We start from the raw sequence: 18,990 nt of genomic DNA, 5'->3' as shown, positions 1-18,990 counted from the left end.
TGCGCCGGAGGGTGGGAACTATAAGTAGAGAAAAAACATGCCATTAACAAAAAAACATTTATTAGCCCTCGTGTGCCTAGGTTTGGGTTTGTCAACGGCAAACGCCGATGACAGCTCCTTAAAAATCTGCGCCGCCGAAGATGAAATGCCGTACTCCAACAACAAAGGCGAAGGGTTTGAAAACAAACTCGGCCAGTTAGTCGGTCAGGCATTAAACAAAAAAATCGAATATGTCTATTGGACTGACCCGCGCTATTACCTGCGCGACACCTTGGACAAAGGCTTATGCGATGTCGTCATCGGCGTGGATACGGGCGACCCGCGTGTCTCCACTAGTGTGGCGTATTACCGTTCTGGGTATGTGTTCATCACCCGCAAAGACGGTCAGGCAATCAACTCGTGGGATAGCGAAGCTTTGCAAAAAGCCCAGCGTATCGCCTTTGTGCCGGGTTCGCCTGCGGAAGTGATGTTACGCGCCATCGGACGCTATAACGATATGTTCAATTATTCGCAAGAACTGGTCGGCTATAAGTCCAAACGCAACCAATACGTCAAATACGATACGGCAAAATTGGTCAGCGAAGTCGCCTCAGGCCATGCCGAAGTGGCGGCGTTATGGGGGCCGGCGGCTGGGCCTTATGTCAAAGCCTCTGGCACACCGTTGACGATGACCGTCATTCCCGACACCAACAAACGGGCGGACGGCGAAAAAGTCGGGCATCACTACAGCACGTCCATGGCGGTGCGTAAAGGCAACGAAGCCTTGCTTGCTGAATTGAACCACGTCATTAAAGCGAAACAACCGGAGATACGGCAGTTGCTGGAAGCCGAAGGCATACCGTTGCTGGACGCAGAACAAGTCGCCGTTGCCGCAACCCATTAAGGAAAAAATCAGCACATGAAATTATCAACACTCACCCTGTGTGCTGCGCTATCGCTGTTTTTTAGCGCGGCACAGGCCGACATCACCTTGCATAACGCCATCACCGGCGAAACCTTAGATATGAGCTTCGCCAAAAAAGGCGGCAACACCGATGCCTTCAAGCAATTTATGCAAGACGGCAAAAACCCTTACAACGGCAATAAAGAAGTCGTGGAAAAAGGCAAAAGCCTTTACATGACGGGCTGTTCCGGTTGCCACGGACACGAGGCGGAAGGCAAACTCGGCCCAGGTCTAGCGGACGATTACTGGACGTATCCACGCAACGCCACCGACCAAGGTTTGTTTGAACTGTTGTTCGGCGGTGCTAACGGCATGATGGGGCCGCAGTACGTCAACTTTAACACCGATGAAATGTTGCAAATCATGGCGTTTATTCGTGACATCTATACAGGTGATCCGAAAAAGGCCAAATGGTTAACTAAATAATGAGGATAACACCATGAAAAAATTAGCATTATTCAGCATGGCGGTACTTACCGCCGGATTGTCAGCGTCCGCCTTGGCCTACGATGGCACCAACTGCAAAGAACCCGGCGTGTGCTGGGAGCCTAAACCTGGCTATCCCGACAAAGTCGCAGGCAGCAAATACGATCCGAAACATGACGTTAACGAACTGAATAAACAAGCCCAATCGGTTAAAGAAATGGAAGCGCGTAACGAGAAACGCCGCCTGAATTTCGTCAAAACCGGCAAGTTTGTTTATGACGTGGATGACATCGCCAATTAAGTTTGGCGGTTTTTTAGAAGTAGGATGGGCTGACGAAAGGAAGCCCATCCGTTACGCCCAATGATGCGTTTTCCTTCGTTCAGCACATCCTACGATTTGTTTTTAGGCTAAATCCCCCTCAATTCCGGCAAATGTCACTTGCCGGATTTTTTTTACAGAAAACCATGACCGACCTAAACACCAGCCGCGACCAAGCCCTAAGCTTTGAACACCAACTCAACCAAATCGTCATCGGGCAAACTGCCGCCGTGCGCCATTTGTTATTAGCGATATTTGCACGCGGTCATGTTTTGTTGGAAGGCAATGTCGGTGTCGGCAAAACGACCTTGCTCCGTGCCATTGCTCACGGTTTGGGTGGCGATTACCAACGCATCGAAGGCACGATAGACCTAATGCCAGCCGACCTGATTTATTACACCTACCTAGATGCCAGCGGCAAACCCCGCGTCGACCCCGGCCCCTTGCTTAACCACCGCGAACGTTTGGCGACCTTCTTTTTTAACGAAATCAACCGCGCCCGTCCGCAAGTCCATTCCTTATTATTACGAGCAATGGCGGAACGCAGTGTCAGCGCATTCAACCAAACCTACCATTTGCCGCATCTGCAAGTATTTGCCGACCGCAACCGCGTCGAGCGCGAAGAAACCTTTGAATTACCCGCCGCCGCCAAAGATCGATTTATGTTTGAAATCAGCATCGACATGCCCAGCGATGAAGCAGTGTTGCAAGAACTGATGTTCAACCCGCGTTACCACGACACCGACCGCTTGGTGCAAGAAATGCCGGGCGGACAAATCGCCTATTACCAGCTGAATGAAGTCGCCGCCAGCATCCAAGCCCACATCCACAGCAGCGACAAACTCAAAGCCTACGCCTTGGCCTTGTGGCAAGCCTCGCATAATCCCGCCAAGTTCGGCATCCGCTTGACTGATGTCGACATGGCGGAATTGATCCAAGCTGGCGCCAGCCCGCGCGGCATGAGTTTTTTTCTCCGCGCCGCGAAAACCCGCGCTTGGTTGGAAGGCCGCGACAATTTGTTACCAGAAGATTTACAGGCAGTGTACCCGGTGACGATGGCGCACCGGATATTTTTCAGCCCTTTGTACGCTTACCGGAAAGAGGAACTGATGCCGCAATTGATTAAAGGAATATTGACGCAGATTGCTGCGCCGTGAATGTAAAGACAGACAGGCTCGTTCCCAAGCTCCAGAATTCGTAGGTCGGGTTAGCGATAGCGTAACCCGACATTTGCGGATTGCGTCGGGTTACGCTTCGCTAACCACGACCTACATGTGGAAATGAACATAAAAATAAGAGCGCTACCATGAATACCACTATAAAAAATCAACTAAACGCCATATTCGACCTCACCGCCTTACGCTTAGCCATCGCCGCTTACGCAGGCTTAGGCTTGTTCGTGGTGCTAATCGCCGAAGGCTTAGATAACCAAGAACCCGCGCCCTACGCAGCCTATTATGTCGGTGCGATTAACGAGGCCATCAGCCCAAAATTTTGGGATTTGCTCAGCGACACCAGCTTATTGCTGCTCTGCCTAAGCCTACCCGCCGCGTATTTGTCCCAACAACACGCCGCATTATTAACGCCAGCAAAGTATTTATGCCGCCTCAATAATCGGCTGTTTTTATTGGCGTTTACCTTAGGCGCGACGGCGTGGGGAATTTTGTTGGCGCAAATTATCTTGCGCTTGGCAGACGGCGCGTATCCCGCCGCTTGGGGCGATTTATTTTTTAATGCGCCAGCTTTTTTAATCCTAATCTTTTTGCCCTCGATCAACAGCTTATGGTGGTGCGCCGCACAAGCCGTAGCACAGCCGGACAGTACCGCGCTGCAATGGCTATTTGAAAAATTGGGCAAATACACCTGGCCTGCGTATGCCGCGTTTGCTGGTTTAATGGTGTTTTTGGTCGTTAATCAGCAATGAGTAATTCGTCCACAGAAGAAACGAAAATTTCAGCTTGTCAATAGCTCCAGCTTCTCTGTCATTAAGCAAACTGTGATGCAGAAAGAAGGTAGGTGCGAATTTATTCGCATTTATGCCCTGTGGCTACTGTGCGGATAAATCCGCACCTACACATTCTGGCTTTAGCTTAAATTAATAGTAAAGCTCGTGCTTGGGTACGAGCATAAATAATTAAACCATGAACCCAACCCAAATTTTCCAATACCGCTTAAGCACACCCAGCAACCGCGTTTATCCAGGTGCACATATCGGGCGCAGGGTCAGTAGCGGGCATTTGTTCAAACAGCATGAGCCGTTGCTGGCGCATCCCGACCCTCGACGCATTGATTTGCGGGCGAGTGTGTTGGATGTGTTCGGGCAATATCGGGTGCGGGTTTACCAGCAACACAGCTTGATTGATGTGCTATTGCTGGCGGATTTGTCGGCATCTATGAGCCAAAACAAAACCTTATTACTGGACTGTCTGGATGCCATCGCCGAATCGGCTTTCAGTTATGGCGACCGTTTTAGTTTTATCGGTTGTAATAGCCAAGCTTCGGCTCGTTATCATTTAAGTCATTGCCAACAACTCGGGGCACTCCGCAGCTTTAGCCAGCAATTGCAAGCCGCCCGTTTCACGCCACAGAATCCTGACTGGCAATCAGCTCTGCCGCATTTGCCCAACCGCTCGTCTTTGATATTTTTACTGTCCGATTTTTATTTTGATTTGGCTAGCCTTGCGCCTATCTTGCCGCAATTGCGCCAGCACGATGTCATTCCGCTAGTCGTCTGGCAAACAGCCGATTATGAAAACTTGCCAGAATGGGGCTTGGTCAATTTTCAAGATAGCGAAAGCCGTACCACGCGCACGCTGTTCATGCGCCCGGCGTTGCGACGCAGAATTGTGCAGAATTTCCAAAAACGGCGGCAACATCTGCAAAGTTTTTTCCGTGGCTATGGCTGTGAACCCTTGTTTTTGCAAGACAATTTCAACGCCACACAGCTGCAAGCGTATTTTTCACAGAGGGCGGTATGAAAGCATTGTGGTATTTTTTATGGAGCGCGGGCGTCCCGCCCGCCAGTCGCGGTCAAGATGACCGCGCTCCGACATTAATCCTACAAGGCTTACTGGTATCGCTGTGCTTAATAGCCTGTAGCAATTCACCCAACACAGCCGTCAGCGATTTTGAATTTTTAACCCCGCGCCCGTTCGGTTACATCAACGGCGATGAAATCCGCCACAAAATCATTATCGAAACCCGCAATGGTGTGCAACTGCAACGCGGCGGCCTGCCTAAGCGCGGCGCAATCAATCGCTGGTTGAATATCAATCAAGTGACCGTCAACGAAGCCAAAATCAGCGGCGGTTTCCATTATGAAATTGACTTGGTCTACCAAGCCTTTTACGCGCCGCTGGAAGTGAAAATGCTCACCATCCCCAGCTTTGATCTGCCCTTAGCGCAAGGCGGCAATAACGCCAGCCAAACCGTGCCTGCGTGGCATTTCACCTTATCGCCGTTGCGCGAGTTGTCGATCAGAAAAGACGAATCAGGCCAGTACATGCGCCCCGATGCCGCACCGCCGTTGCTCGATAATGCGGGCGTAGTTTACGGTTTGTGGGCGGCAATTGCCGTCACGCTTAGCAACGCGGGCGGTTTGGCGTATGTTTATGGCTATTTGCCAGGCTTGCCGAAACGCCGCGTGTTTAAACGGGCGGCGAAAAAACTCGCCGGATTGTCGGATGCGCAAACAGCGGAAGCTTTGACTGTGTTCCACCAAGCTTTGAATGCCGTCAATGGTGCACCCTTGTTCCAACATCAATTGGCGGATTTTTACCAACGCCATCCGGCTTATCAAAGCGTTGATGCGCAACTGCGGTGGTTTTTCCAAACCTCCAACCAATTTTTTTTCAGCGATACCGCGCCAACCCAGCCTGAAACGCTCGCCAGTTTACGCAAGCTCTGCGCGGCCTGTTTGGCTAGAGAACGGGGTTGGCGATGAGTTTGGCTGTGGATACGCCGTGGTGGCTGGCGGCTTTGTTGCTGACCGTATTGCCGCTGTTTAATAGCGGCATACAGCCCAGCACTTACCCGCACTTGCAGATGTTGCCTATCGACCCGCTGTCGCAAGCCATTTCCGTGTTATTGCGGGTTTGCGCGATGGCGACTATTGCCGCCTTGGTGTTGGGCTTGGCAGGTCTGCATCAAACTGAACAAAGCCGCGAGCGCATCGGCTATGGCGCAAACATCGTTTTGCTTTTAGATCGCAGCAATAGCATGGACAACACCTTTGCCGGCAAAACGCCGGATGGCGCGAACGAATCCAAAGCCACAGCGGCGCGACGGTTGTTAAGTGATTTTGTCGAACAACGCCCACACGATTTGCTGGGCATTGCCGAATACAGCACCGCGCCGTTGTTTGTGTTGCCGCTGACCGACAACAAAGCCGCGATACACGCAGCGATCAACGCCACCGCCACACCCGCTTTGGCGTACACCCATGTCAGCAAGGGCTTGAGCATGGCCTTGGATTTGTTTAAAGACCAACCCTTGAGCGGTTCGCGGATTGTATTGCTGGTGTCCGATGGCGCGGCGGCGATAGACCCGGACAGCGAATTGCAACTGCGTGTCGCTTTTAAAAGGCAAAACATCCGTTTGTACTGGCTATTTTTGCGCACCGCTAACAGCCCCGGCATTTTTGAGAAACCGCAAGACCCACGCGACGATAACGCCGGAGCGATGCCGGAACGTTACCTGCATTTGTTTTTTTCCAGCCTGAACATTCCGTATCAAGCCTACCAAGCCGAAAGCCCAGATGCCATGCAGCAAGCCATCGCCGACATCAACCGCTTGGAACACGCGCCGCTGCATTACCGCGAACGCATCCCCAAACGCGATTTGTCGGGAGATTGTTATTTATGGGCGACGGGCTTGTTAGCAATTTTGCTGGCGGTGAAATTTTTTGAGGTGAAAAGATGAGCAAAGTATGGGGGTTATGGGGCGTGTTGCTTTTGGGTACGGCGGCAATGCTGGTGCAAATCTGGACGTTGGTCGGTATCAGCCAAAGCAACCGAGCAATTACTGATTTGGCAGCAGGCAAAGATGTACCGCTGGAGAAAATCGTCAATGCCGCTCCGGAAGTGCGTTTGGCGCGGGCGATGGTGTTCAAGAAACAACAGCGTTATGACGAAGCCTTAGCGACTTTGAACTTGATTTTAGACGCACCCAATCCGGCCTTGCAGGCGAAAATCCGTTACAACTTAGGCAATATTTATTTGCATTTGGCGGTAGTCAAAACCGAAGCGATGGCGATCAACGAGGCCATGCCTTTGGTAGCTTTGGCAAAACAAGCCTACCGCCAAGCCTTGGCGTTGGATAGCCAGTTTTGGGATGCCAAATATAACCTAGAAGTCGCCATGCGCTTGTTGCCGGAAATGGACAAGGTCAGTAATGCAGAGGAAAGTCCGGTTAACCAGAAATCACAGTTGTGGACGACGGTGCCGGGGTTTCCTAGAGGCTTGCCTTAAATCGGAGTAAAAAAACATGTTTTTTTACTCCATTCCGCTCGTTCCCAAGTTTCTGCTTGGGAACGAGAGCAACGAGCGTATCTTATGCCCTCATACTACCTAAAAAACTACCGCTTCTGGCTATTAACCCTAGCCCTACTCGCCATGCTGGTCGCCCTCGTCCGCCCGACCCAAAACCAGCCGCGCCCTATCTATAACTACACGTTCATCATCGACATCACCCGTAGCATGAACGCCGCCGATTACCAATTGGACGGGCAAGCAGTCAGCCGTTTGGAATACGTCAAACACAGCTTGCGTGGCCTGTTGGCGAAATTGCCTTGCCAATCGAAAGTTGGCTTAGGATTATTCACGGAACGGCGTTCGACTTTATTATTCGAGCCGATAGAAGTTTGCCAAGGCTTCAATGAAATTGATACCGCCTTAGCGCAAGTCGATTGGCGTATGGCTTGGGCGGCGGATAGCCGTATCGCCAGTGGTTTGTTGAACACCTTGCAGATGCTGGAAAAACTCGATACCCACGTTATTTTCATCACCGACGGGCAAGAAGCTCCGCCCGTGAATCCCCGTTACCGTAGCGATTTTGCCGCTGTGAAAGGCAAGGCCAAAGGCATGATTATCGGTGCTGGCGGCTTGCAAGCCGTGCCTATCCCAAAATTCAATAACAAAGGCGAGCCAGACGGATTTTACCGCCCTGATGATGTACCGCACCGCTCAACTTTTGGTGAATCGGATTTGAACCCGGAAAAAATCCAAGGTTATAACGCCCGTAATGCCCCGTTTGGTAATGATACCAGCGCAGGCAACGAGCATTTGACGGCTTTGCAGGAAAGTTATCTGCAAGCCTTAAGCACCGAAGCGGGCTTGCATTATCAACGTCTGTCTAACGTTGATGATTTGGCTGTCGCCTTGCAAATCCCAGAATTTGCCAAACCAATCAACACTGCCGTGGATGTACGCTGGCAAGCGGCTTTAGTGGCATTGGCCTTATTGATGCTAGTTTTCATTCGGCGATTAGATCGTGGCTTAACTTGACCCTGAGTCATTGCCCAATGCTTAACGAATCCCAATGTAGTTTTAAGCTAGAAGCCTCAGTTCCCTCACCATTTAAACCACATCAAAAGCCAATGAAATACCTAAAAATACGTATTGCCCCACTGCTTAATTAAACAATTTGTGATCTACTTGTTAACTAAGCATTTATTTATAGGCTACACTTGAGCGCGGTTACAAACACATAGCCCATAAAAATCTTCTTATAATGTTATTTGTTAACATTTTTTTTAGGGTTTTTATGCTAGCCTGATTGCTGTATTGACTCAATATAATTAGAGGGTAAGAGGTTCTACAATGTCCAAAATCCCCAACCAAACCGTTTTAATTGTTGATGATTCTCCTGAGAACATCACCGTCCTCAGCGAATTGCTGCAACCGCTCTACGAAGTCAGGGTAGCAACATCGGGCAAAAAAGCCCTGAGCTTGGTTTCCAACATGCTCAGCCCTAACCTTATCCTATTAGATGTAATGATGCCGGATATGGACGGCTATCAAGTGTTTGAGCATCTACGTAACGATCCTGCCACCGCCGATATCCCTGTCATTTTCTTAACAGCAATGGATAGCCCAGAAGCCGTGCTGCACGGCCTAAAAATGGGTGCCGTCGATTACATCAGCAAACCTATCGTGCCGCCGATTCTACTGGCGCGTATCCATAACCAATTAGAGCTAAAGCACGTCCGCGATTGCCTGCATTACCAAAACTGCTCGTTGGAACTGGAAGTCAGCAAACGCATGGCGGAAAACGAATTGATCCAAGAAGTCTGCATCAGGGCATTGGCGCATCTGGCTGAAATGCGCGACCCCGAAACCGGCAACCACATCTTACGCACCCAAGCTTATGTGCGTTTGCTGGCAACACTCATTAAAGACAACCCCCGCTTTTCAGCAACGATTGACGATGCCTACATCAATGCCGTAGCCCGTTCAGCCCCCTTGCATGACATAGGCAAAGTCGGTATTCCCGATTATATTCTGTTAAAACCCGGCAAACTGAGTGTTGATGAATGGACAATCATGAAAACCCATGCGCACAATGGCGCAATAGCAATTGAGCAAGCAGAAAAAGACGTCAAAATGCCGGTTTTCTTTCTAAGACTCGCCAAGGAAATCGCCCATTGGCACCATGAAAAATGGGATGGCAGCGGCTATCCTGATGGTTTGGTTGGCGATGCCATCCCTATTTCGGCAAGGATAATGGCGCTGGCAGATGTCTTTGATGCGCTCATTTCCCGCCGTGTTTACAAAGAACCCATCCCCATAGACGAAATTGAAAACCTAATATTAATTGGTAAAGGTCAGCATTTTGATCCGGATATGGTTGATGCCATGATGGCTAATTTTGATGATTTTTGCGGTATCGCCGAACACTACAAAGATGCAGATTAACCATTTTCCATAAAGGTTTACGTTGTTTAAGCAACAAAAGGCCAAGCCATTCCTAGGAGGCATCTTATGGATTCACCGGCTACCCCCAACTCTTCCTCCCAGACTGACGGGCAAAAAATCGACGCCAATTCCCTGAGCATTTACGGTTTCGGTTTTGTATTAAGTGCCGCCGCCTTTTTGATCAGCCAAGACTTGCCCAACTCGGTTGAGCAACAATCGACACTGATATTGTTCATGTTCCCCATTTTGGTCACCGCCATGCTGGGTGGTTTACGACCAGGACTGGCAACCACAGCTATGGTTAGTGTTTGCTCGGCATTGTTAATGCCCTCTGCAACTGCATACAGTACTGCCCCGCCATTTCATGTGTTGCCATGGAGCATGTTAATCATCAACGGCATACTGGTCAGCCTGATGAGCGACCAACTCCACCAATCACGTCAGCGCGAACGCGAAAAATGGCAGGAACTGGCCGCCATTGAAAACCGCCTTTGGCATAGCGACACTCTTTTTCAAGCGACGTTTGACTACGCGGCAGTCGGTATGGCCCTGATTGGCTTAGATGGGCGATGGCTGCGCGTCAACCGCAAACTCTGTGAAATTTTGGGTTACAGCATGGAAGAGCTGTTAGATAACACCTGCCCTGCCCTAACCAACCCCGATGATTTACAGGCTGATTCCGAACACGCGCAAATGTTGCTCAACAAAGAAATTGACTCGTTTTCCTTAGAAAAGCGTTACATCCACAAAAACGGACACTTCGTTTGGGTCAACCTGTCTGTCGCCATCACCTACAAAAGTGACGGCTCGCAAGATTATTTTATTTCCGTTATCGAAGACATTACCGAACGTAAACAAACCGCCTTGCTTCTCGAACAAAGCGAAGCCATGAAGCGCGCCATTTTAGATTCGGTATCCTCGCACATTGCCGTATTGGACAAGCATGGCACCATCGTCGCCGTCAATAAACCTTGGCTACAATTTGTGGAGCATGAAGCGCATTGCGCAAACGAGAATGAAGGGCGCTGTAATGTCGGGGCAAATTATTTGGATACTTGCCGAAAAAGCCTGCACTGCTCCAGCGATGATGCCGCACTGGCTTTAAAAGGCATTCTTGCGGTACTCAATAACCAAAACGACAACTTTAAACTGGATTACGATTGCAGCATGCCAGAACACCCCCGTTGGTTCAGCATGACAGTTACGCCATTGTTCAACGACATTGGCGGTGCCGTCGTTTCCCATACCGACATCACCGAAAGAAAATTGGCTGAACTGGCCTTATGGCAAATAAAAGAAGATTTATCCGCCACCTTACAGGCCATTCCTGACCTGCTGTTTGAAATTGATGCATCGGGTCGTTACATCAACGTCAAAACCAACCAAGAAGACTTATTGGTTGCACCTAGCATTAACTTATTGGGTCACACCGTACAAGAAATGCTACCCGCAGAGGCTGCGCAAACCGTGATGGACTCAATAAAAGCCGCCAGCCGCAAAGGCACCGATTACGGACGCACCATTATTCTGCCGCTACAGGGTTCTGAACACTGCTTTGAATTGTCCGTAGCCCGTAAACTGGACGGCAACGGCTTACCACAACATTTTATTGTACTTTCGCGCGACATCACTGAACGTCGCAAGACAGAACTGGCCTTGCGTCAACAAACCCAGCAATTGGCAGAAAATAACGCCGAACTGCATCGATTCAACCAAGCCATGATAGGGCGAGAGCTGAATATGATCGAGCTAAAAATGAAAGTGAACCAACTATCAGAACAACTTGACCTCGCCAAACCTTATCCACTGGCTTTTTTAGATGAAAGCAGCCGCTCTTTTTTCAACAAACAACGCTGTAATGAATTATAAAAACGTATTCATTGCCATATTGCTACCTATCATTGCACTGTCAATGCAACAAGTCTTGCATGTTTGGCTGGCGCCTTACGTTTGGTTTTTATTTTTCCCCGCCGTTTTTTTCAGCGCACAATGGGGCGGATTTTGGAGCGGATTGATTAGCTCCTTTTTAAGCATTTGCCTAGCTTGGTATTTTTTGATCCCCCCCATCTTCAGCTGGACATTGGAAAACCCAAACCAGCTAACCGTTTTTGCCCTATTTTTAGGCATGGGTATTTTAATTAGCCACACCCACGAACGTTTACACCAAGCACAATTAACAATAGCCAACAATTTGGTCAGCGAAGGTGAAAAACAATGTTCAGCCATTCTTGAGCAAGCCGCTATCGGTATTGCTTTGTTAACACCTGAAGGCCAATTATTAAAAGCAAACAGTACACTCTGTGAAATACTGGGCTATAGCCATGATGAATTGCTGCAAAAAAAACTTCAAGACATCACCCATCCCGAAGACTTGGCAACGGACCAACCCCAAACCCAACAAATAATCGCGGGAGACATTCAAACGTATTCAAAGGAAAAACGTTTCCTGCGCAAAAATGGCACGCCCCTATGGATTAATCAAATAGCCACCTTAACCAGAAAAGCGGATGCCAGTCCTGATTATTTTATTTTCATCATCCAAGATATTCAGCATCGTAAAGAAGTTGAGGCTTTATTACAGGCAAGCGAAGAAAAATTACGCTCATCCTTTTCCAATGCAGCCATTGGCTTTGCAATGTCCGATTTGCAAGGCCGTTATTTGGAAGCCAATGCCGCCTACAGCAAAATAACCGGCTACCGTTTGGAACAATTACAACATCAAAATTTTCAAGGTCTTATCCATCCGGATGACGTTGCCGAAAACCTACAGCTTGTCGATCAGTTACTTGCCAAACAAGCGCGGGATTTTGTTATTGAAAACCGCTATATCAATAAAGAAGGTAATACTATTTGGGTACGTAAAAGCGTTTCCTTGGTTTGTGATGCCCAAGACCAGCCTTTATGGTTCATCGCTTTAGTAGAAGACATTAGCGCCCGTAAACAGGCAGAAAGAGACCTTATCCAATTAAACCTCAACCTTGAACAACAAATTGCCAACCGTACCGCCGAACTGACCCATGCCAACCGCGAACTCGACAGCTTTGCCTACAGCGTATCGCACGATTTACGCGCACCACTCCGTGCCATGAGCGGCTTCAGCCAAGCCTTACTGGAAGATTACAGCCAACAATTGCCCGATGAAGCCCGCCTATTCCTAAGCCACATCAACATCGCCAGTATAAAAATGAACGAACTGGTTGATGGCATGTTGGTGCTATGCCGCAACAATCGTAGCGAAATGCAAATGGACGATGTCGATTTAAGCTTTATTGCCGAACACCTGATGAAAGAACTGGCAACCAAGGATCCGGAACGCCACGTTAATGTAGAAATTGAACCTGGCTTGCTGGTGCGTGGCGATTGGTTCATGTTGGAAGTGCTGCTGCGCAATTTACTGGAAAATGCATGGAAATATACCGCCCGCACCCACCCCGCCAACATCCGCTTCTACCACGAAAAATCGCCCAATGGCGAACATTACTGTGTCGAAGACAATGGCGCGGGGTTTGATATGGTTAATGCCGGACGTTTATTCCAACCTTTTCAACGCCTGCATCGCCAAGAAGACTTTGCCGGCATTGGTATTGGCTTAGCTACCGTCCGCCGTATCATTAACCGTCATGGCGGGGAAATCACTGCGCACGGAGAAATCGGCAAAGGTGCGGTGTTTCGTTTTAGTTTGGGCACGGATACCGCCCAAGATACGGGCGGGTTTGTACCCATTGAAAGGCAACGTCTACTTGCCGAATCTTTGGCGAACCGTTAACACAGCTTTTTACTTGTAAAAATACGCCATGTCCAAGCTCATTAAAATACTCATCATTGAAGACAATCCCGCCGATTTTTTGTTGCTGAAGCGCTATTTGCTGCAACAAAACAGCCTGATCGATTGCCTTTGTGCCAGTAATAGCGTTGAACTGGCAACAGCCTTGATGAATGATTGGGATGCAATACTATCCGACTACAACTTACAAGGCATGGACTTTATTACCGTATTTAAAAAAATACGCCAACACAAACCTGATATGCCCATCTTGTTGATTTCTGGCAGTATCGGCGAACAAACCGCCGTGGAATTGCTGCGCTTAGGCATCAACGATTTTATTTATAAAGACAATTTGTTGCGCTTATGGCCTTCACTGAGCCGCGCAATGGAAGAGGTTGAAGAGCGTCGCGCCCGCGCCGCTGCCGAAGCCGCGTTATTGGCAAACCAAAAAGCCAGCTTAGAAGCTCAACATCAAGCCCGACTAGCCGCCTTAAACTTAATGGAAGAAGCCATTGCCGCGCGCGCCCATGCCGAAGCCGCCAACCAAGCGTTGCGTGAAAGTGAAGAACGCTTCCGCATTGCTACCGAAAATCTCCGTGATGCTTTTATTTTAATGGATGGAGAAACGACTGAAATTGTGCTTTGGAATGCTGCCGCAACCGCCATGTTCGGGTACAGCAAAGAAGAGGCCATTGGTCAGCCCATGCACAAATTAATTGCCCCAACACGCTTTCAAGATGCGACAGAAAAAGGCATTGCGCATTTTTCCCACAGTGGTCAAGGCGCATTGGTCGGTCAAACCATCGAACTACCCGCCATGCGCCGCAATGGCGAAGAATTTGCCACCGAACTGTCAATTTCCGCCATGCTTATCAACGGAAAATGGCATGGAGCAGGCGTTATCCGTGACATTACGCTGCGTAAACAAGCCGAAGATGAACTCCGTCAATACCGTGACCAATTAGAAGATATCGTCGAACAGCGCACTGCCGAATTAAGCCTGCAAAGCCATGCCCTACAAGCCATGATTGACAATATTCCCCATATGGCTTGGATGAAAGACCGCGAAGGCCGCTTTCTTGCCGCCAACCGCGCCGTTGCCGAAGCCATTGGCCAATCAAGTACCGAGCTTATTGGCAAAGGCTATTTCGATATTTGGCCGGAGGCTATCGCCGATTTGTACTGCGCCGACAATGAAGAAGTCATGGCAACACGCACCCCAAAAACTTTTGTGCAACCGTTAGCAAGGCAACAGGACTCATTGTATGAAATTTTTATCGCCCCCATCGTCGACGCCAACGATGAGGTGATTGGTACGGCAGGCTTTTCAAGAGACATCAAACCACAAAGGGAAATGGAAGCCGAACTGGCGCTGCGGGCGAGCGTGGCAGAGGCGGCTACCGAAGCCAAAACCCATTTTTTAACCAATATGAGCCATGAAATCCGTACGCCAATGAATGCGATTATTGGACTCACTTATCTGCTCAAACAAACGCCGCTTAATCTTGAACAAAGTGAACGCCTGGAAAAAATTGACACGGCGGCACAGCATTTACTGTCGATTATCAACGATATTTTAGACTTGTCGAAAATTGAGGCGGGGCATTTGCAATTGGAGCAAATCGACTTCTCGCTACCGGCGTTGATGGATAACATTTATTCCCTAGCCATCGTACAAGCTAAAGCCAAGGGCTTGAATCTCTACATTGATACAGACAATGTGCCAAACCATTTGTGTGGTGATTTAACCCGCTTACGGCAAGCGCTCATCAACTATGTCAGCAACGCCATCAAATTCACCGAAGAAGGCTGCATCAGTATTCGCTGCAAACTATTGGATAGCAATACATCAGAATTACTGATCCGCTTTGAAGTTGAAGATACCGGCATTGGTATTGATGAAAAAAACCTGCCCCGATTATTTGAAGCATTCAGTCAAGCCGATGTCTCCACAACCCGTAAATACGGCGGCACCGGCTTGGGGTTGGCAATCACCAAACATTTGGCGAATTTGATGGGCGGTGAAACAGGCGTGGATAGCGCAGCCGGAAAAGGCAGTACGTTTTGGTTTACGGCGCAAATAGCCTACGGCAAGCCCATTACTGAAACCCATACTGCCGGCTCATCAGAAACACAAATGTTGCTGGCAACAAAATATGTCAACGCCCGTTTGCTATTGGCAGAAGACAACTCCATCAACCGTGAAGTCGTCGTTGATTTATTGCATAGTTTAGGCTTAACGATTGATATAGCCGAAAATGGTCGTATCGCGGTCGAAAAAGCCCGAAGCCTACATTACGATTTAATCTTAATGGATGTACAAATGCCGGAATTGGATGGCCTGTCCGCCACCAAAGCCCTACGCGCGCAGTTCAACCACAACGAATTGCCCATTATTGCCATGACAGCCAATGTCTTTGAAGATAATAGGGAAACTTGTTTTTTGGCGGGTATGAATGATTTCATCTCCAAACCCGTCAACCCAGAAGCTTTATATGCCACACTGCTACACTGGCTATCGAAAAAAGCATTCAAAAAACAAGACTATTACCCCGCGATGCCCAAACAAGAGCAACGCGATCAAGTCTTATTAGGCAAAACTATTAATCCCATCAACATTGATGGTCTGGATAGCCAGACTGGCTTGACTATCCTTAAGGGCAACACTGATAAGTACAAACAACTGTTACGTATGTTTGTCAGCAACCATCATCACGACATGCAGCAAGTGCATCACCAAATCACAGAAGGCCACTACACACAAGCCCAACATTTAGCCCACACATTAAAAGGCGTTGCCGCCACCCTAGGTGCAAATGAACTTGCCGAAGCTGCTAAACGAACCGAACGGGCGATTTTAGAAAAGGCACCTTTAGAAGAATGTCTGCAATTGTCCATTTCTTGCGACAGCCAATTGACTGTTCTGATCGACAATATCAATGCTTGGCTTAGCCAAGCAGAACCCCTATCTGACACTTCTGCACAGCCGCTTGATAATGAAGCCCTAACAAAACTTGCCGAACTGGAGCAACTGCTTTCCGATAGCAATAGCCGCGCAAACCAACTGGCACAAGAACTCGGCCCTGTGCTGCGCGGCAAGTTGGGCGACCAATATTTCGACTTTATGCGCCATATTGAAGTGTTTGATTATGAAAGCGCACTGAAAACACTCTGTGAATAGCCCATAGGAAAAATTCCTTTTTAACCTGCTTGCCTGTATTGCCAGAAGCGACTCCGATAAGATAGCCGCAATTAATACGAGGCAACACATGAAACACTTTAGCCCATTAATACTTGGCTTATTTGGCTGGTCAGCATTGGCTGGCTTCGCTTATGCAGACGAAAAAAGCGTCGATTTAGGCGTGGTCGATGTCATCGGCGTAACACCGCTACAAGGCAGCAATGTGCCGGTGGAAAAAATTCCCGCCCACATCCAAACCGTTTCGTCGGAACAATTACAGCAAGCGCAAAGCATTTCCTTAGCCGATTACATCAACCAATATTTGGGCAGTGTCGATGTCAACGAAGCGCAAAACAACCCCTTACAACCTGACATTTACTACCGGGGCTTTGTCGCCTCGCCGTTATTAGGGCTGCCTCAAGGTTTATCCACTTATGTGAACGGTGTCCGTTTTAACGAAGCCTTTGGCGACAGTGTCAATTGGGATTTAATCCCCGAAGGTGCCATTGAGTCAATGGAACTCTACCCTGGCTCCAATCCGGTTTACGGTCTTAACACCTTAGGCGGTGCTATTTCCATCAAAACCAAAACCGGTTTTTCAGCACCCAAACACGAGCTAGAAGTCTACGGCGGCTCATGGGGTCGGCATTCGGAAGAAATCACCAGTGGCGCGAATAACGGCACCTGGGGCTATTTTATTGATTTGCACCATTTCTCCGAAGAAGGCTGGCGCGATTTTTCGCCCACAGAAGCCAAACAAGCCCTCGGTAGTTTAAGCTGGCGCGGCGACAAAGGCAGCTTGGACCTGACCTTAGCCACTAACGACAACGACTTGCGCGGCAATGGTGCAACCCCTATCCAACTGCTGGAACAAGACCGCAGTGCAGTTTTCACCCATCCCGACCAATCCATCACGCGGCTATTCTTCTCGGAACTCGCCGGCAGTTATTCGCTGACCGACAATATTGAACTGAGCGGCAACACTTATTTCCGTCAAAACCGTATCCGGACTTTCAATGGTGATGACAGCGATTACGACGAGTGTGCCAATGGCTCAGGATTTTTGTGCGAAGAAGGTGAAGATGAGCCGGTTATCGATACCAACGGCAATCCGGTACTGGCTGATGACAGTGTGGAAGGGGCCACCAACAACACCAGCAGCACCAACATGTACAGCCGTGGCGGTACTTTACAGTCGGCGTTTTTGGGCAATCTTTTCCAACACGAAAACAGCCTGACCGTCGGCGCCAGCTACGACTACGCCACCGTGCATTTTGCCGCCGATACCGAGCTGGCCTCGCTGACCGCCGACCGTGGCACGGTCGGCAGCGGCGTCTATGTCGATGCCTCCAAAGTCCGTTTGCATACCCATACCGAAACCTACGGCCTGTTCATCACCGACAGTTTTTCCATTACCGACCAGCTGACCGCCACCTTGGCGGGCCGTTACAACAACATCCACATCGACATGCAAGACAAATATGTCAACGATGTCAAAACCCTGGATGGCTCGCACGGCTTTGACCGCTTTAACCCGTCAGCAGGCTTAACTTACGAATTCAATAAAAGCCTGAGCGTCTACGGCAGTTACAGCGAATCGGCGCGCGTACCCTCGCCGATGGAACTCAGCTGCGCCGATCCCGAAGCCCCGTGTAAACTGCCCAACGCCTTTGTGGCGGATCCGCCTTTGGAGCAAGTGGTTGCCAACACTTGGGAAACCGGTTTGCGCGGCGATTTTGCACCGTTTAAAAACGACAGCCAACTTAAATGGAACCTGGGCTTTTTCCACACCATCAACCATAACGACATCATCTTCCGTCGTGATGCCAGCAGCGGCATTATCAGCCAAGGTTATTTTGATAATGTTGGCGATACCCGGCGCATGGGCATGGAGGCGGGCTCTACACTCACCTATCCGCAACTGTTCAGCACGATAGACGATTGGCACTTGAGCACTAACTACACTTATCTTGATGCCACTTTCCAAAACGGCTTTGAAACCTTAAACCCGCTGGATGACACCAGCGTCTTGCAGGTTAAGGCAGGCGACCGCATTCCCGGCATCGCCGAACACCTTTTTAAAGCAGCACTGGGTGTGGAGTTGTGGCAACGTTTTTCGATTGGCATTACCGGCATCTACAGCGGCGACAAAATCTTTAGGGGTGACGAAGCCAATAGCACCGCACCTTTAGCGGGCTACTGGCTATTCAACGGCACAGCGGAATATAAAGTGACGGAAAACTTCTCGGTTTTCGGCAAAGTGAACAATATCTTTGACACCCGCTACAACACTTTCGGCGTCTACGGACAAGCCGATCAGGTCTTAGGCGGCGCATATAATGACAGCCGATTCTTGTCACCGGGCGCGCCACAGGCGGGTTGGGTTGGTGTTAGGTTGACGATGTAAAATACTTATAAATTACCGCAATTCAAGAAACATCA

The 18,990-nt window shown here is 49.2% G+C and carries 15 protein-coding genes; all 15 read left to right on the top strand.

Translation table 11 applies throughout. The features are described from left to right. Window positions 1–37 precede the first annotated feature (37 nt). Window positions 38–883, top strand: coding sequence for a methanol oxidation system protein MoxJ (gene moxJ / locus ACYQ1O_RS07525; protein WP_459991047.1), 846 nt, complete (start codon window positions 38–40; stop codon window positions 881–883). A gap of 15 nt (window positions 884–898) precedes the next feature. Continuing rightward, the gene (gene moxG, locus ACYQ1O_RS07520; RefSeq protein WP_459991046.1) at window positions 899–1,369 is read left to right on the top strand and encodes a cytochrome c(L), periplasmic; all 471 of its coding nucleotides are present in this window, start codon (window positions 899–901) and stop codon (window positions 1,367–1,369) included. A 13-nt stretch (window positions 1,370–1,382) separates the two neighbouring features. Continuing rightward, window positions 1,383–1,670 carry a methanol dehydrogenase [cytochrome c] subunit gene (locus ACYQ1O_RS07515; protein WP_459991045.1) on the top strand — a complete coding sequence of 96 codons (288 nt, stop codon included), beginning with the start codon at window positions 1,383–1,385 and terminating at the stop codon, window positions 1,668–1,670. Window positions 1,671–1,834: 164 nt separating this feature from the next. Then, complete coding sequence (locus tag ACYQ1O_RS07510) at window positions 1,835–2,845, top strand: AAA family ATPase (RefSeq protein WP_459991044.1); 1,011 nt, start codon at window positions 1,835–1,837, stop codon at window positions 2,843–2,845. 149 nt (window positions 2,846–2,994) lie between these two features. Next, a complete protein-coding gene (locus tag ACYQ1O_RS07505) occupies window positions 2,995–3,612 on the top strand; it encodes a hypothetical protein (RefSeq protein WP_459991043.1) in 618 nt (205 codons plus the stop codon). A 217-nt stretch (window positions 3,613–3,829) separates the two neighbouring features. Continuing rightward, window positions 3,830–4,666 carry a DUF58 domain-containing protein gene (locus ACYQ1O_RS07500; protein WP_459991042.1) on the top strand — a complete coding sequence of 279 codons (837 nt, stop codon included), beginning with the start codon at window positions 3,830–3,832 and terminating at the stop codon, window positions 4,664–4,666. Then, window positions 4,663–5,631, top strand: a complete 969-nt coding sequence (locus ACYQ1O_RS07495; protein WP_459991041.1) for a nonribosomal peptide synthetase MxaA — start codon at window positions 4,663–4,665, stop codon at window positions 5,629–5,631. Before ACYQ1O_RS07500 ends, ACYQ1O_RS07495 begins: the two co-directional genes overlap by 4 nt. After that, entirely contained in the window at window positions 5,628–6,608 is a 981-nt protein-coding gene (locus tag ACYQ1O_RS07490; protein ID WP_459991040.1) for a vWA domain-containing protein, read from the top strand. Before ACYQ1O_RS07495 ends, ACYQ1O_RS07490 begins: the two co-directional genes overlap by 4 nt. Next, window positions 6,605–7,156 carry an MxaK protein gene (locus ACYQ1O_RS07485; protein WP_459991039.1) on the top strand — a complete coding sequence of 184 codons (552 nt, stop codon included), beginning with the start codon at window positions 6,605–6,607 and terminating at the stop codon, window positions 7,154–7,156. The genes ACYQ1O_RS07490 and ACYQ1O_RS07485 overlap by 4 nt, the downstream gene beginning before the upstream one ends. Before the next feature lie 84 nt (window positions 7,157–7,240). Then, window positions 7,241–8,191, top strand: coding sequence for a vWA domain-containing protein (locus ACYQ1O_RS07480; RefSeq protein ID WP_459991038.1), 951 nt, complete (start codon window positions 7,241–7,243; stop codon window positions 8,189–8,191). Window positions 8,192–8,506: 315 nt separating this feature from the next. Next, window positions 8,507–9,601, top strand: a complete 1,095-nt coding sequence (locus tag ACYQ1O_RS07475; RefSeq protein WP_459991037.1) for a response regulator — start codon at window positions 8,507–8,509, stop codon at window positions 9,599–9,601. A 66-nt stretch (window positions 9,602–9,667) separates the two neighbouring features. Beyond that, window positions 9,668–11,470 carry a PAS domain-containing protein gene (locus ACYQ1O_RS07470; RefSeq protein WP_459991036.1) on the top strand — a complete coding sequence of 601 codons (1,803 nt, stop codon included), beginning with the start codon at window positions 9,668–9,670 and terminating at the stop codon, window positions 11,468–11,470. Then, complete coding sequence (locus tag ACYQ1O_RS07465) at window positions 11,460–13,367, top strand: PAS domain S-box protein (protein ID WP_459991035.1); 1,908 nt, start codon at window positions 11,460–11,462, stop codon at window positions 13,365–13,367. Before ACYQ1O_RS07470 ends, ACYQ1O_RS07465 begins: the two co-directional genes overlap by 11 nt. 28 nt (window positions 13,368–13,395) lie before the next feature. Further along, window positions 13,396–16,548: a response regulator gene (locus ACYQ1O_RS07460; RefSeq protein ID WP_459991034.1), complete on the top strand. Its 3,153-nt coding sequence runs from the start codon at window positions 13,396–13,398 to the stop codon at window positions 16,546–16,548. Between the two features lie 88 nt (window positions 16,549–16,636). After that, entirely contained in the window at window positions 16,637–18,955 is a 2,319-nt protein-coding gene (locus ACYQ1O_RS07455) for a TonB-dependent receptor (protein WP_459991033.1), read from the top strand. The last annotated feature ends 35 nt before the right edge of the window (window positions 18,956–18,990 follow it).

It is taken from the genome of Methylosoma difficile, assembly GCF_054657615.1.
This window is presented reverse-complemented; position numbering and strand designations above follow the sequence as displayed.

Bases quoted from the DNA above. Each gene is read 5' to 3' on its own strand.
- ACYQ1O_RS07515 (WP_459991045.1), top strand. From the start codon at position 1,383: ATGAAAAAATTAGCATTATTCAGCATGGCGGTACTTACCGCCGGATTG.
- ACYQ1O_RS07500 (WP_459991042.1), top strand. From the start codon at position 3,830: ATGAACCCAACCCAAATTTTCCAATACCGCTTAAGCACACCCAGCAAC.
- ACYQ1O_RS07465 (WP_459991035.1), top strand. From the start codon at position 11,460: ATGAATTATAAAAACGTATTCATTGCCATATTGCTACCTATCATTGCA.
- ACYQ1O_RS07480 (WP_459991038.1), top strand. From the start codon at position 7,241: ATGCCCTCATACTACCTAAAAAACTACCGCTTCTGGCTATTAACCCTA.
- ACYQ1O_RS07510 (WP_459991044.1), top strand. From the start codon at position 1,835: ATGACCGACCTAAACACCAGCCGCGACCAAGCCCTAAGCTTTGAACAC.
- ACYQ1O_RS07505 (WP_459991043.1), top strand. From the start codon at position 2,995: ATGAATACCACTATAAAAAATCAACTAAACGCCATATTCGACCTCACC.
- ACYQ1O_RS07475 (WP_459991037.1), top strand. From the start codon at position 8,507: ATGTCCAAAATCCCCAACCAAACCGTTTTAATTGTTGATGATTCTCCT.
- moxJ (WP_459991047.1), top strand. From the start codon at position 38: ATGCCATTAACAAAAAAACATTTATTAGCCCTCGTGTGCCTAGGTTTG.
- ACYQ1O_RS07460 (WP_459991034.1), top strand. From the start codon at position 13,396: ATGTCCAAGCTCATTAAAATACTCATCATTGAAGACAATCCCGCCGAT.
- ACYQ1O_RS07490 (WP_459991040.1), top strand. From the start codon at position 5,628: ATGAGTTTGGCTGTGGATACGCCGTGGTGGCTGGCGGCTTTGTTGCTG.
- ACYQ1O_RS07495 (WP_459991041.1), top strand. From the start codon at position 4,663: ATGAAAGCATTGTGGTATTTTTTATGGAGCGCGGGCGTCCCGCCCGCC.
- ACYQ1O_RS07485 (WP_459991039.1), top strand. From the start codon at position 6,605: ATGAGCAAAGTATGGGGGTTATGGGGCGTGTTGCTTTTGGGTACGGCG.
- ACYQ1O_RS07470 (WP_459991036.1), top strand. From the start codon at position 9,668: ATGGATTCACCGGCTACCCCCAACTCTTCCTCCCAGACTGACGGGCAA.
- ACYQ1O_RS07455 (WP_459991033.1), top strand. From the start codon at position 16,637: ATGAAACACTTTAGCCCATTAATACTTGGCTTATTTGGCTGGTCAGCA.
- moxG (WP_459991046.1), top strand. From the start codon at position 899: ATGAAATTATCAACACTCACCCTGTGTGCTGCGCTATCGCTGTTTTTT.